This is a genomic window from Nocardia puris (assembly GCF_036051655.1).
Classification (GTDB): domain Bacteria; phylum Actinomycetota; class Actinomycetes; order Mycobacteriales; family Mycobacteriaceae; genus Nocardia; species Nocardia puris.
Genome location: NZ_CP107943.1, coordinates 5,040,091 through 5,053,306, shown reverse-complemented (window position 1 = coordinate 5,053,306; position 13,216 = coordinate 5,040,091). Strand labels below are relative to the sequence as shown.

Here is a 13,216-nt window from a genome sequence, read left to right as displayed (position 1 = left end):
GGGGCAGCGCCATCCGAGGGTGCCGCATGAGCGTCCTGACCGCCCTGGCCCGCCTGCACGCCGTCCGCGACGGCCGCGCCCAGCGCATCGCCGAGGTGCGCCACGTCCACCTCTCGGACCATCCGCTCGTGCTGGTGCCCTTGAAGCTCGCCGGTGAGGCCGCCGCGCCGCTGGCCGTCATGGTGGGCACCGATCCCGCCGAGCCGACGCTGCTCACGGTCCCGCAACCACGAGACCGCGTGCTGCGTTTGCGTTTTCTCGCCGAGCTGGCCGACGTGGTCCTCCCCCACCTCGCGGCCTACGCCGAGAACACCGAGGAGTTGATCAGCAAGTCGGGCGAAACCTACGAGCGCTGCCTCGACGCGCCGCAGCTGTGGGTGCCGAACGCCGGCGGTGTGGGATTCCTGAAGTTGCTGGGGCGCTCGGTGCGCTTCCATCGCACCGAAGGGGAAAACGCTGTCCCCGAGTCGATTCCGTTGCTCGGCCGGTGGTTGACCTGGCTGTGCGACCGCGCCGAACACCCTGGTTCGAGCGCGCTACTGCCCATGACATCGGTGCTCGCGTCGCACTGGGCCACCGGCCAATCATCCCTGGAGGACGCCAATCTGGCAGCTCTGCTCGGATGGATCGCTCCCCCACCGGGAAGTACCGGCCCCGAAGCCGCCGCTCGGGCCGAGGACCCGCTGTCGGTGCCGCCAGCCGGCCCCGCCACCGATCCCGGCTTCGACAACGAGGAACTCGCTCCGCTCATCGCCGCCTACGACGAAGCGGATGACGTGACGAAGGCTGTGGCGGCGCGGCGCATCGAGCGTGCCCTGCGCGCACAGGTGGAGCCGACCTGGCAACTCCTGTGGCAAGGTCTCGCGCTGCTGCGCGAGCTCGAGCCGGGCGCCCGGGTCGCACGCCGGTGGAACGAGGATGTCGGTTCCTTCTCCTACTTCGCCCAGTCGATTCCCGAGGGCGTGCCGCAGGCGCGGCGAGATTCCGCGGTGTCGGCGGTGCGGAAACTCCTGGATCGGGAACGGGCGCTCGAAAAGTACGAAGCGGAAAGGGCTTTCGATGATCCCCGGGTGATGCTCGAACACCGTTTGGCCGGAACGGCTTTCGTCGGAACTGTCGTCGGCGTCGATCCGGAGCGGGTCGTGCGGAGCGAGAAGAACCGAGCGGTGCTGCGCCCCATTCTGCAGGTGCGGACCGGCGATCCGGTGGTTGCCGCCGAGGACGACGAATTCTGCAATGTCTCCAACCCGAGCCAGTCGGGGCGGGTTCTGACGGTCGAGGGCAGCGCACCCGACGTCGTGTCGATGGAACTGTCCGGTGGGATGGGCACGGGGAAAGTCGCGCGCGCCGGTTCGATCCCCGAGCTCGGCGACACCGTGTGCTTCGCCGGATTCAAGATCGGCGGTGGCGGGCCGCCCGCGAAACTTCCTGCCCGCGAGGAAACTCCGTGGACGCACGGCGGCCCACCACCGGAGTGGACGCCGGAATCCGAACCCCAGGAGGAACTGTGATGCGCACCGCCGACTCGGCTGTCGAAGGCATCCTCGCCGACCTCGCCGACACATCACACCGCGCCGTGGTGGTCGATTCACCACCGGGCGCGGGGAAGTCGACGCTCGTGGTGCGGGCCGCCAGGCAGCTCGCCGAATCCGGTGGGCAGCACATGATCGTGGCGCAGACCAACGAGCAGGTCGACGACCTCATCGACCGGCTCGCCACGGCCGATCCCGCCTTGCGCGTCGGAAGGCTCTCGCGCGCCGGGTATCCCACACCGGAGCGGATCGACCGCCCGAATGTGACGGTGGGACAGAAGATCGGCGACCTCGCCGAGAGCACGATCCTCATCGGCACCGCCGCCAAGTGGGCCACGATCGACGACGGGCGCTGGCCGCACGCCATCGTGGACGAGGCGTATCAGATGCGGTCGGATATGTTGCTGCGCATCGCGAATCGCTTCGACCACGGACTGTTCGTGGGTGATCCCGGTCAGCTCGATCCGTTCGCGACCGTCGAGGTGGATCGGTGGGCGGGGCTGGGTTGGGATCCGACGATGAGCGCGGTCAGCGTGATGTTGGCCAATAACGACGACATTCCCGTGCACAGTCTGCCCGTGTCCTGGCGACTCTCGGCCACGGCGGCCCCGGTGGTGTCGAAGGCGTTCTACCCCTTCAACGAGTTTCGCGCCGGGACCGGAATCCATGATCGCCGTATGGAATTCGCGGCGCGCGGGTTGCGCGGTCCGGTGGACGAGGTACTGGACGAGGCGGCCGAACACGGGTGGGGCTGGTACGAATTGCCCGCCCGCCACACGCTGCGCACCGACAGCGAGGCCGTGCGGGCGATCGCGGAGATCACCTGCCGCCTGCTCGAACGCGGCGGCACCGCGCATTCCGAGCAGGGCTCACGGCCGGTGACCGCGGAACGCGTCGCCGTCGGCACCGCCCACCGCGATCAGGCCGAGGCGGTGCGCACCGCCTTGCGCGGCACCGTCGGGGAGACGGTCACCGTCGATACCGCGAATCGCTTGCAGGGCCGCGAATACGACGTCACCGTCGTCCTGCACCCGCTCTCCGGACGCCGCGACGCCAGCGCCTTCCACCTCGAAGCCGGCCGCCTCTGCGTGCTCGCGTCCCGCCACCGCCACGCCTGCATCCTCGTCGGCCGCGCCGGCATCCCCGAACTCCTCGACGCCCACCCCTCCGCCGAACCCGTCCACCTCGGCGTGCCGGTGAAGTTCCCCGACGGATGGGAAGCCAACCAAGCCATCCTCACCCACCTCGCCAACCACCGGGTGGCGGGCTGACTGATGATCGACACAGCCACGACACGAGGACCTATGGATCTGCGAAACGCCATCTCCGAGTACGACCGCACCGATGCGGCCGCGCGCGGCAAGATCGCCGCTCAACAGCGAGAGCTCGTGCAGAATTCGTTCCTCCTCGACCAGTGGCCGACGCTGCCACTGGAGCGCTACGCGCTCGGGTTGCAGATGGACGGATCCGAGCCCGAAACATATTGCCGTCTCATGGAATTCACGACACGCGAGTTGGGCAGCATCAGGGGCGGCAGTGCGCGCAAGCACATGCTGTACCGGCACAACACCGGTGAATGGAAACTGGCACCCGCGCTGCTCGGCCTCTCGGTGGAGGAGGCTTGGGAGCGCCTCCGAGGCCAGTTCGTGGCGGCATTCGATGCTGCCGGGCGCGGGGCATTCGATGAGCTCGACGCGTTCGACGTCTTGCTGTCCGGTCCCGCGCTGGTCACGAAATCGCTGGCCACCTACTACCCCCAGCACTTTCTTCCGATCTTCTCGGCGGCGCATCTGCGGTTCTTCATCGAGCTCTTCGGCGAGGTACCCGAAAAGAACGCACCCACTTGGCGTATCAACCGGCAACTGCATGCTTTGGTCGCGCGCGACCCGGACCTCTCGACGTGGTCGCCACACGAGGTGATGGTCTTTCTCTATGACAGTTTCGATCCGCGGGAACGGCAACGCGCGATATGGAAGGTCGCGCCCGGCACGAACGCGAAGTTCTGGCCGGACTGCCTGGCGGGCGGATTCATCTGCGTCGGATGGGACGAGGTCGGAGACCTGACGCAGTACACGAGCGACGCCGAGCTGAAAGACGTTCTGGACGAGACGTATCCGGAGCGCCCCGGCGCGAACGGGGACAAAGCACGCAAGCTGATCACCTACCGTGATCTGCAACCAGGCGACCGCATAGTCGCGAATCGCGGCATGCGCGATGTGCTGGCCATCGGCACAGTCACCGACGGCTACTACTTCGATGACACACGCGACGAGTCGAAACATGTCGTCCCGGTCGAATGGGACACCAGTTTCGCGCGCGAACTGCCGAAGGCCAAGGGTGCCTGGCGATCCACATTCGCGAAGGTATCGGAGAGTCTGTTCGCCGAACTCACCGCGCGGGAAGGCGGCTCTCAGCGCGAGACCCCCGAACTACCGGAACTCATCACGCAGGTTCTCGCCGCACTCGATCGCAAGAAGCAGGTGATCCTGCACGGGCCGCCGGGTACCGGCAAGACGCGGCTCGCGCTGAATGTCGCTCTGGCCGCGCACAATCGCGCTGACGCAATCGATTCCGGCACGCGTTCGGCCGCGATCGACGAACTGCTCGACTCCGGCCGCGTTCGGCTCGTCACTTTCCACCCTTCGTACGGCTACGAGGATTTCGTCGAGGGATTCAAGCCCGATCAGGATTCGGATGCGCACGGATTGCGACTGACCTTGACCGACGGGTTGTTCCACCGAGTGTGCACCGAAGCGCAGAAGGCCGACGCGGACAGCACCTTCCTGCTCATCATCGACGAGATCAATCGCGGTGATCTGCCCAGGATTTTCGGTGAGCTGATCACGCTCCTGGAGTCCGACAAGCGCGGGACCGCGATCACCCTTCCCATCAGCCAGCGTACATTCCGTGTGCCACCCAACGTCCGGATCATCGGCACGATGAACACCGCCGATCGCAGCGTGAGCCATCTCGACGCCGCGATCCGCAGGCGATTCGCGTTCCTGCACGTCGGGCCCGACACCGAGACCGTCTCGGGGCAGGTGGGCTCGCTGGATCTGCCGACATTCCTTGCGGCGCTTAATGATCGCATCGCCCGGGTACTCGATGCCGATCACAGTATCGGCCACGCGTATCTGTTGCAGGACGACGAGCCCGTCGCCACCGAGGAGGAGCTCGCGGCGGCGTTCTATCACGACATCGTGCCGCTGCTCGAGGACCACTGCGTGGGACGGGCGGAGCTGCTGCGGCAGATTCTCGGCAGCCTCGTGGACCAGCGGACCGGCCGTCCCACACAGATTGCCGACGCCGATCTGCCCGCCGCGCTCGCCGCGGAATTCACGGCCGGAGCGCGGGATGACGACGGCTGACCACCTGCGCGTGGAGGTCGCCGAATACGAGACGGCGACACTGTCCGCCGACCAGCTGACCGACACGGACGTGCGCCGCCTGACGGTGCTACAGGGTCGGCGGCGGGCCGTACTCACCGAGACACGCAGCGGCTGGCGATTCCGGCCCGAGGCGATGGCGGGCGTGCTGCACCTGGACCGGATATCACTGGTCATTGCCCCCAAGATGGCGTTTTCGGGTACGGCACTGATGCGATGGCTGTGCTACGCCATGCACTCCCCGGTACCCCACGAAGCCACCGACCGGCGCTGGCTCGTCGACCGACACGGATTCGCCGATATCGTCGCCGTGGCATTGCTCGCCGAATGCCGGTTCTTGCTGCGCGACGGGCTGCGGCGTGATTACGTTCGCACCGATCAGGTCGGCTCGGTGCTACGCGGTCGCCTCGATGCGACAGCGCAGGTCACCCAGCGGTACGGGATGCTCGACCGGCTGCATATGCGAACGTTCGACCGGGAGGTCGACATCTGGGAGAACCGGCTGTGTGGTCACGCCCTGTACGCGGCGGGCCGGGTTGTCAGCGATCCGGCACTCTCCCGCGAAATCCGGGTCGTGGCACGGGAGTTCCCGCGCACCGGTTCAGAGCTGGACGCGTTGCGTGCGCTGGATAGGAGTCGCTATACCGGTCTGAATCTCCGTTATCGTGCCGCACACCGGTGGTCGGAGGTGTGGTTGCGCGGTGGTGGCGTCAAAGATCTGCTGATCGACACCGGACTCGTCGCCGACAGCCTCCTGCTGGATCTTCCCGCGCTGTGGGAGGCCGTGGTGGCGAGGCTGTGCGCGGAGGCGGCGCCAGAAGGAACCACTCCGGTGGCACTTCGTGGCGAGCACGGGATCGCGGTCCGTGGTGACCTGTCCGGGCGGCCGCCGTTCCGGCCCGATGTGCTCCTCCACACGAACGGCACATCGCTGCCCATCGATGCGAAATACAAGTCTTATCAGAAGGATTCGGTGTCGTCCGCCGATGTTCATCAGCTTCTCACCTACATGGCGGGCCACGCGGACACGCACGCGCCGACGGCGGCGATCGTGCACCCGTCGCCGGACCGCCACACCTACCGCGCGCTGCGGATCGGTGGAAACCGGCGCGATCTCGGGACACTGCACGTGATCGGCGTGCACGGTGGCGCCGATCCCGCCGCGGCGGCCACGTGGATACGAACGACTCTGTGGGCGCGCGGTGGCACCGGCCGCGTGATCGACGGTTCGGGCGCCGGTCTGCGGGGCTCCGGAAGCCATGACCGCTGACCGGGCGATAACGGGTGCCGAACCGGACATCGGACCAGGTCGCGGCGTCGCCCGCCTGTCCGGACGTGTATAGATGGCGGATTTATAGCTGATCGATATTTGTGGGGATTCGAGGGAACCGGATCGGGGGGCGGGGCGTCCAAGTACGCATGAAGCATTGGAGTATCAACCCGAATCGAAAACCCCGGCCAGCGGTGCAGTCCGAGAATCGGTCGCGGTGCAGGCCGGATCCGCGGTCGACGTCCCAGCCGCGCAACAGTCCTCGGCCGAAGGAGGATCTGTGAGGGGCGGGCTGATGGTGTGACCTTCCGATCGTCGGCACGGCGCGTCACGGCGTGAAGTGTTGACGGGCGGCGCGGTTCGCACCCGACCGCGCCGCCCCTGAGTTGGTCAGCACCAGTGATCCCGGATGCCGACGCCGCACGAGGACGAGCTGCCGCCGAAGATCCAGCCGGGGCAAGACCCGGCCGACCGCCATGGGTCCCGTGGGGACGAGCGGGACGCCCGCATGATTCGACCCGGCGGACGATGGGCCCGCGCAGGCGCGAATGGTCGCCCACGGGCGCCTCGATCTCCGGCGCCGCCGGTCGAGGGGAGGGCGCGTGCGATGCTCTGCCGGATCGCCCCTGTCCTGGATAGGACCGGCCGAGTATTGTCGGAACAGACCGGACCGGACCGGACGGGACCTGTTGCCGGGAGGGGTGCCGACCGGTATGTCGAGCTAGGAGCCGCCGCTATGCCCGCACCTCTGCGTGACAGCGCAGTGCCGAAGCACGAGCAACTGCGGTCCATTCTGCTGCAACGGATCACGCGGGAGTTGCAGCCGGGGGATCTGCTGACCAGTGAGCGGAATCTGATGCAGGACTACGGGGTCAGCCGGATCACGGTGCGCGAGGCCGTGGGCCAGCTGGTGAACGAGGGGCATCTGGTGCGGGTGCGCGGGAAGGGCACGTTCGTGGCGCACCGGCCGGTGCAGTCGCGGCTGCATCTGGCATCGTTCACGGTCGAGATGCGGGCGATGGGGCACGAGCCGACGACGGTGGTGCTGGTCGCGGAGGAGGACGAGGTCCCGGAGGTGACGGCGCGGGTGCTCGGCCTGGCCGAGGGCGCGAAGGCCTACCACGTGAAGCGACTCCGCCTGGCCGACGGCGTGCCCGTGAGCGTGGACGACGGCTGGTTCAACCCGGACCTGCTGCCCGGACTGCTACAGCACGACCTGAGCAAGTCGATCTACCAGATCTGCGCCGACCGCTACGGCAGGCCCATCGAACGCGCCGAGCAGACGGTGAACGCGCGCGCCGCCGACACCGGCATCGCGGCGTTGCTGGGCGCGAAAAAGGGTGCTCCCGTCCTGCATTTCGACCGTGTGTCGTTCAGCGGCGAGCGGCCGATGGAGCACACGGAGAGCTGGTACCGATCGGATCGATACCAGCTACAGATGGAGGTCGGACAGGAGAAGCTCGCGCGCGGGAACTGAGCCGCGAGTTGCGTCGGGGCGAATTGCCCTGCCGCGCAGGATTTTCGACTCACCTGGACCCCGCGTAACAGCCGAACTACCCTGTCCCCCAAGGAAACAGCTCTCCCCCGGCCTCGACCTCCGAGCCCACCACTTCGGTCGGCACAGTGTCCGGCTTCGAATCCATCACCACCACGGGGCAGATCACCGAATACCCGGTCTTCTCGATCTCGGCCGGGTCGAAACGGACCACCGGATCACCCGCCTCGATCTGCGCACCCTCGGCGGCCAGCAGCTCGAACCCCTCCCCCGCGAGCTTCACCGTGTCGATACCCAGGTGGACCAGCACACCGACGCCACCACCGAGGACGACGAAGGCATGCGGGTGGAGTTTGACGATCTTGCCCGCGATAGGTGAGACCACCTCGAGCACACCCCGGCCGCGAGCGGGATCGATGGCCACACCCGCGCCGACGAGCTGCCCGGCGAACACCGGATCCGGCACGTCGGCGAGGGCGAGAACGCGGCCGGGCAGAGGCGCGAGCACCGACACCGTCATGCCCACACCTCGCCACGAAAAGCATTAGGGCACAAGGAATTCACAGCAGATCCTCGATGTCTTCGGCGAGGGTGTCGGCCTCGGGGCCGACGACCACCTGCACCACCGTGCCCGCCTTGAGCACACCGTGCGCGCCGGCCGCCTTGAGCGCGGCCTCGTCCACCTTGTCGCCGTCGCGCACCTCGGTGCGCAGCCGGGTGATGCACGCTTCGATCTCGACGATATTGCCCGCGCCGCCGAGACCGCTGACGATCGCTTCCGCTTTGGACATGTTTCTTCTCCCTGGTCAGCCGAGGTTGCCGTGCCAAGTATGCGAGCCGGGGATGTTGCCTGGGTCATATTCCGCTGTTGACATCCGGCTGCGACCTGGTCAAACTGACAACTGGTTATGACCGGACAGTACCCGTTGGTTCGCCGGTTCACAACAGTTCACCAGGATCCGCCGGAGCACCCCTGCCGGCGCCTCCGACACGCCGAAACTCGCCGGGAACCGGCGCACGAAGAGGGTCGATATGACTGCCGTAGACACCCCGAAATCCGAATCGACAGTGTTCGCCGGGCTCCAGCGCCTGGGCCGGAGCCTGATGCTGCCGATCGCCGTCCTCCCCGCGGCGGGCATCCTGCTGCGGCTCGGTCAAGACGACCTACTCGGCCGGTTCAGCGCCATGGAGACCGCCGCGTCGGTGATCTCCGCCGCGGGCCAAGCCGTATTCACTTGGCTCCCACTGATCTTCGCGGTCGGCATCGCCATCGGCTGGGCGAAGAAGGCCGACGGGTCGACCGCGCTGGCCGCCGTCGTCGGGTACATGGTGATCGACGGCGTCTTCGACGCGATGTCGCCGGTGGTCCTGGAAGGTAAGACCAATCCGGCGGGCGAACAGGCGATGATCGACTACGGCGTGCTCGCCGGCATCGTGATGGGCCTGCTCTCGGCCATGCTGTGGCAGCGGTTCTATCGCACGAAACTGCCCGAGTACCTGGGCTTCTTCAACGGCCGCAGGCTGGTGCCGATCCTGACCGCGGTGACCGGCCTGGTCGTCGGCGTGGGCATGGCGTTCCTGTATCCGCTGTTCAATTCGGCGCTGAGCTGGGTCGGTGAGACCGTCGCGGAGAACTCCGTGGTGGGCGGCGGCGTGTACGGCGCGGCGAACCGGTTGCTGATCCCGACCGGTCTGCACCACATCCTGAACTCGACCGTGTGGTTCCTGATCGGCGACTACCAGACTGCCGACGGCGAGATCGTGCGCGGCGACCTGAACCGCTTCTTCGCGGGCGACCCCGACGCGGGCACCTTCATGACGGGCTTCTTCCCGATCATGATGTTCGCCCTGCCCGCGGCGGCGCTGGCGATCTGGCGGCACGCGCGGCCCTCGCAGAAGAAGGTCGTGGGCGGCATCATGATCTCCACGGCGCTCACCGCGTTCCTCACCGGCATCACCGAACCGCTGGAGTTCTCCTTCATGTTCGTCGCGTGGCCGCTGTTCGTGGTGCACGCGATCCTCACGGGCACCTCGCACGCGCTGGTCAACGCGCTCGGCATCCATGACGGCTTCACCTTCTCGGCCGGATTCATCGACTACGCACTGAATTTCGGCAAGGCGACCAATGCGTGGATGCTCATCCCGATCGGCCTGCTGTACGCGCTGATCTACTACGCGCTGTTCAGTTTCGTGATCAAGCGGTGGAACCTGCGCACGCCGGGCCGCGAGGAGGAGACCGACGCCGAGGAGAACGGCGCCGAAACCACCACGGTGGCAGCCGAATCCGGCGCGCAGGACGCACCCGCCACCGGCACCGAACCGGGCAAGTCCGCCGAACCGGGCGAGAAGCCCGATACCGACAAGAAAGGTCAGTGAGCATGGGTACACGCACGGTCGTCATCGGGTCCACGGTCGGGTTGCACGCCCGCCCCGCCGCGAAGTTCACCCAGGCCGCCGCGGCTGCCGCTGTCCCCGTGCGGATTTCGCTCGGGACGGGTGAGCCGGTGGACGCGAGCAGCATGCTCGCCGTGATGACGCTCGGCGCGGGACAGGGCGCGGAGGTCACCCTGCACGCCGACGGCGACGGCAGCGACGCGGTGCTCGACGCGCTCGCCGACCTGCTCGCCTCCGACCTCGACGCGGCCTGATGCCCGCCGACCAGGTCCTGCGCGGGCTCGGCGTCAGCCAGGGCGTAGTGTGCGCGCCCTGGCTGCGGTTCGGGTCCGCGGTCACCACCTCCCCCGACGACCCGGTCGGCGGCTCCGTCGCCGCGGAGAAGGAGCGGGTGCGCGCCGCGTTGGAGAGCGTGGCGACCGAACTCGACGCGCGCGCAACACGTGTCGAGGGTGTGGCCGCCGAGATCCTCGTGACCTCGGCGGCCCTGGCCCGCGATCCAGGGTTGGTCGCGGCCGCCGAACGTCACCTCGACGACGGCGTGCCCACGGCGCACGCGGTGCACCTGGCGGTCGAGGGATACAGCGAGAAGCTGGAGGCGATCGGCGGGTACATGGCCGAGCGGGCGACCGACCTCCGCGATATCGGAAACCGCGCTGTCGCAGAGCTTTTAGGCGTTCCCACGCCCGGGATTCCCGATCCGGGGTTTCCGTTCATCCTGGTCGCGCGCGATCTCGCGCCCGCCGATACCGCGATGCTCGGCGAGAGCGACGTGGTCGGCTTGCTGACCGAGGAAGGCGGGCCGACCAGCCACACGGCGATCCTCGCGAAGTCGCTGGGCCTGCCCGCCGTGGTGAACTGCCCCGGTACCGAGAAGCTGGTCGAGGGCGCGCCCCTGCTGTTGGACGGCGGCACGGGCGAGGTCGTCATCGATCCCGATCCCCGGCGACAGCGCGAAGCGGCGGAGCGGGCGGAGGCCGCTCAGGCGCGGCTGGCGGCGGCGCACGGTCCGGGGCGCACCGCCGACGGCACGCCGATTCGCTTGCTGGTCAATATCGGCACCACCGAGGACGCCGCGCGGGCGGCCGAGACCGACTCCGAGGGTGTCGGGTTGTTCCGGACCGAGTTCCTGTATCTCGGCAGGCGGACAGCGCCCTCCCTCGAGAAGCAGATCGACTCGTATACAAAGGTTTTCGAGAGCTTCGCCGGACGGCGCGTGGTGGTGCGGACGCTCGACGCCGGTTCGGACAAACCGCTGCCGTTCCTCGAGCTGCCCGCCGAGGAGAATCCGGCGCTCGGCGTGCGCGGGTTGCGCGTCGGCGCGGTGCACCCCGACACGCTCGCCACCCAGCTGACCGCACTGGCGCGGGCCGGTGCGGCGACCGGTGCGGACCTGTGGGTGATGGCGCCGATGGTCGCCACCGCCGCCGAAGCCGCCGAATTCGCGGCGCTCGCCAGAGGGCACGGCCTCACGAAGGTGGGGGCGATGATCGAAATCCCTTCGGCCGCACTGCGTGCCGCGGATCTGCTGGCGCACCTGGACTTCGTCAGCATCGGCACCAACGACCTGAGTCAATACACCTGCGCGGCGGACCGCATGGCGGGCGGGCTCGCGCCCCTGCTCGACCCGTGGCAGCCCGCGCTGCTCGATCTGATCGAGATGGTCGGCGCGGCGGGCGCGGCGGCGGGCAAGCCCGTGGGCGTGTGCGGGGAGGCGGCGGCGGATCCGGCGTTGGCTCCCGTGCTCGTCGGGTTGGGCATGACAAGCCTGTCGATGGCGCCGCCCGCGCTCGCCGGTGTGCGAGTATCGTTGGCGGGCAACGATATCGAACGGTGCCGTGATGCGGCCGCCGCGGCGGCGGCGGCGGTCGGGCCGGATGCGGCGCGAGCGGCCGTGGCCGCCGTGCTGGGTACGGCATGAGCGCAGCGGCGATCCTGCTGCGCGGCAGGATAATCGGCGCCCCAGACGGTGAGATCGCCGACGGGGTGGTCGAGATCGAGGGCGAACGGATCACTCGCGTGCGGGATGCGCGCGACTACCCCGACGCCGGACCTGTTCCCGCGCCGACTGATTCGATCATCCTCCCGGGGCTCATCGACCTGCACTGTCACGGCGGTGCCGGGGCCGGCTTCCCGAATGCCGATGCGGCGGGGGCTCGTATCGCGGCCGCGCATCATCGCGCGCACGGCAGCACCGGTCTGTTGGGGAGCCTCGTCTCCGCACCGCCGGCGGATCTGTTGCGGCAGGCGTCCGTTCTGGCTGATCTGGTGGAGGACGGGGACCTGCTCGGCGTGCACTTGGAAGGGCCGTTCCTCAACAGCGTTCGCTGTGGTGCGCAAGACCCCGCGTCGATCATCCCCGGCGATCCCCGGCTGCTGGAGCGGATCTGCGACGCCGCGCGCGACACCGTGCGGTCGATGACGCTCGCACCGGAGACGCCGCGCTTCGGCGAACTGCTCACCGTGCTGCGGGAGCGCGGCATCCTGTCCAGCCTCGGGCACACCGATGCCGACGCCGCCACCACCTCCGCGCGCATCGCGGACGCCGCGGGCGGACGGCTCACCGCGACGCACCTGTTCAACGCCATGCCGCCGCTGCACCATCGGGCGCCGGGACCGGTCGCCGCGTGCCTCGCGGCGGCGGGGCGCGGGGACATGGTGGTCGAATTGATCGCCGACGGCGTGCATCTCGCGGCCGAGACGGTGCGGATGGTGTTCGACACCGTCGGGGCGGATCAGATCGCGCTGGTCAGCGATGCGATGGCGGCGGCGGGGATCAGCGATGGGGCGTACCGGCTCGGACCGCTGGACGTGACGGTGAGCCGGGGCGTCGCGCGGCTCACGACCGGTGACGGGAGCGAAGGCGCGATCGCGGGCGGTACCGCGAGTCTGCTGGATGTGGTGCGGTACACGGTGTTCGAGGCGGGTGTGGATCTCGGCGAGGCGGTCGTGTCCGCCACACGAACGCCGGCGCGGATGCTCGGCCTCGAGGGTGAGCGCGGGGCGCTCGCGCCGGGTTGTCGCGCCGATGTGGTCGTCACCGGTGCGGACCTGCGGCCGCGGAGGGTGCTGGTGGCGGGCGCGGACGTCGCGGGGTGGGTGCGATGAGCGGGGATCACCCCGACCTTGGGGGCCTGGC

11 protein-coding genes are annotated in these 13,216 nt (G+C 68.6%); 9 read left to right on the top strand and 2 right to left on the bottom strand.

The window, feature by feature from the left end; all coding sequences use genetic code 11:
• Nucleotides 1–26: 26 nt before the first annotated feature.
• The 5 genes from OHB21_RS23380 (at nt 27) to OHB21_RS23360 (ending at nt 7,665) form a co-directional block, all read left to right on the top strand.
• On the top strand, nt 27–1,511 hold the full coding sequence (locus OHB21_RS23380; protein WP_195126039.1) for a hypothetical protein: 1,485 nt from the start codon (nt 27–29) through the stop codon (nt 1,509–1,511).
• The gene (locus OHB21_RS23375; RefSeq protein ID WP_195126040.1) at nt 1,511–2,803 is read left to right on the top strand and encodes an AAA domain-containing protein; all 1,293 of its coding nucleotides are present in this window, start codon (nt 1,511–1,513) and stop codon (nt 2,801–2,803) included. Before OHB21_RS23380 ends, OHB21_RS23375 begins: the two co-directional genes overlap by 1 nt.
• 33 nt (nt 2,804–2,836) lie before the next feature.
• Nucleotides 2,837–4,900 carry an McrB family protein gene (locus tag OHB21_RS23370; RefSeq protein WP_228815425.1) on the top strand — a complete coding sequence of 688 codons (2,064 nt, stop codon included), beginning with the start codon at nt 2,837–2,839 and terminating at the stop codon, nt 4,898–4,900.
• Nucleotides 4,887–6,188, top strand: a complete 1,302-nt coding sequence (locus OHB21_RS23365) for an McrC family protein (RefSeq protein ID WP_195126042.1) — start codon at nt 4,887–4,889, stop codon at nt 6,186–6,188. Before OHB21_RS23370 ends, OHB21_RS23365 begins: the two co-directional genes overlap by 14 nt.
• A gap of 736 nt (nt 6,189–6,924) precedes the next feature.
• Nucleotides 6,925–7,665 carry a GntR family transcriptional regulator gene (locus tag OHB21_RS23360; protein WP_067511316.1) on the top strand — a complete coding sequence of 247 codons (741 nt, stop codon included), beginning with the start codon at nt 6,925–6,927 and terminating at the stop codon, nt 7,663–7,665.
• Nucleotides 7,666–7,741: 76 nt separating this feature from the next.
• Here OHB21_RS23360 and OHB21_RS23355 read toward each other — a convergent pair whose 3' ends face one another.
• Together OHB21_RS23355 and OHB21_RS23350 are read right to left on the bottom strand one after the other, a co-directional pair.
• Complete coding sequence (locus tag OHB21_RS23355) at nt 7,742–8,203, bottom strand: PTS sugar transporter subunit IIA (RefSeq protein WP_195126043.1); 462 nt, start codon at nt 8,201–8,203, stop codon at nt 7,742–7,744.
• A gap of 40 nt (nt 8,204–8,243) precedes the next feature.
• Entirely contained in the window at nt 8,244–8,474 is a 231-nt protein-coding gene (locus tag OHB21_RS23350) for a glucose PTS transporter subunit EIIB (protein WP_067511318.1), read from the bottom strand.
• Nucleotides 8,475–8,715: 241 nt separating this feature from the next.
• Here OHB21_RS23350 and OHB21_RS23345 point away from each other — a divergent pair, with 241 nt between their 5' ends.
• Genes OHB21_RS23345 through OHB21_RS23330 form a run of 4 tightly spaced genes read left to right on the top strand, consistent with a single transcriptional unit; the run spans nt 8,716 to nt 13,185 of the window.
• A complete protein-coding gene (locus tag OHB21_RS23345; protein WP_084537914.1) occupies nt 8,716–10,059 on the top strand; it encodes a PTS transporter subunit EIIC in 1,344 nt (447 codons plus the stop codon).
• 2 nt (nt 10,060–10,061) lie between these two features.
• Nucleotides 10,062–10,331: an HPr family phosphocarrier protein gene (locus tag OHB21_RS23340; RefSeq protein WP_067511319.1), complete on the top strand. Its 270-nt coding sequence runs from the start codon at nt 10,062–10,064 to the stop codon at nt 10,329–10,331.
• Nucleotides 10,331–11,998 (top strand): phosphoenolpyruvate--protein phosphotransferase, encoded by a 1,668-nt coding sequence (gene ptsP / locus OHB21_RS23335; protein ID WP_195126044.1) that lies wholly within the window; start codon nt 10,331–10,333, stop codon nt 11,996–11,998. Before OHB21_RS23340 ends, ptsP begins: the two co-directional genes overlap by 1 nt.
• Nucleotides 11,995–13,185, top strand: a complete 1,191-nt coding sequence (locus OHB21_RS23330; RefSeq protein ID WP_228791594.1) for an N-acetylglucosamine-6-phosphate deacetylase — start codon at nt 11,995–11,997, stop codon at nt 13,183–13,185. Before ptsP ends, OHB21_RS23330 begins: the two co-directional genes overlap by 4 nt.
• Nucleotides 13,186–13,216: the final 31 nt, after the last annotated feature.

What these genes read in the sequence shown, in the direction of transcription:
- OHB21_RS23380 (WP_195126039.1), top strand. Translation starts at nt 27, where the DNA reads ATGAGCGTCCTGACCGCCCTGGCCCGCCTGCACGCCGTCCGCGACGGC.
- OHB21_RS23375 (WP_195126040.1), top strand. Translation starts at nt 1,511, where the DNA reads ATGCGCACCGCCGACTCGGCTGTCGAAGGCATCCTCGCCGACCTCGCC.
- OHB21_RS23370 (WP_228815425.1), top strand. Translation starts at nt 2,837, where the DNA reads ATGGATCTGCGAAACGCCATCTCCGAGTACGACCGCACCGATGCGGCC.
- OHB21_RS23365 (WP_195126042.1), top strand. Translation starts at nt 4,887, where the DNA reads ATGACGACGGCTGACCACCTGCGCGTGGAGGTCGCCGAATACGAGACG.
- OHB21_RS23360 (WP_067511316.1), top strand. Translation starts at nt 6,925, where the DNA reads ATGCCCGCACCTCTGCGTGACAGCGCAGTGCCGAAGCACGAGCAACTG.
- OHB21_RS23355 (WP_195126043.1), bottom strand. Translation starts at nt 8,203, where the DNA reads ATGACGGTGTCGGTGCTCGCGCCTCTGCCCGGCCGCGTTCTCGCCCTC.
- OHB21_RS23350 (WP_067511318.1), bottom strand. Translation starts at nt 8,474, where the DNA reads ATGTCCAAAGCGGAAGCGATCGTCAGCGGTCTCGGCGGCGCGGGCAAT.
- OHB21_RS23345 (WP_084537914.1), top strand. Translation starts at nt 8,716, where the DNA reads ATGACTGCCGTAGACACCCCGAAATCCGAATCGACAGTGTTCGCCGGG.
- OHB21_RS23340 (WP_067511319.1), top strand. Translation starts at nt 10,062, where the DNA reads ATGGGTACACGCACGGTCGTCATCGGGTCCACGGTCGGGTTGCACGCC.
- ptsP (WP_195126044.1), top strand. Translation starts at nt 10,331, where the DNA reads ATGCCCGCCGACCAGGTCCTGCGCGGGCTCGGCGTCAGCCAGGGCGTA.
- OHB21_RS23330 (WP_228791594.1), top strand. Translation starts at nt 11,995, where the DNA reads ATGAGCGCAGCGGCGATCCTGCTGCGCGGCAGGATAATCGGCGCCCCA.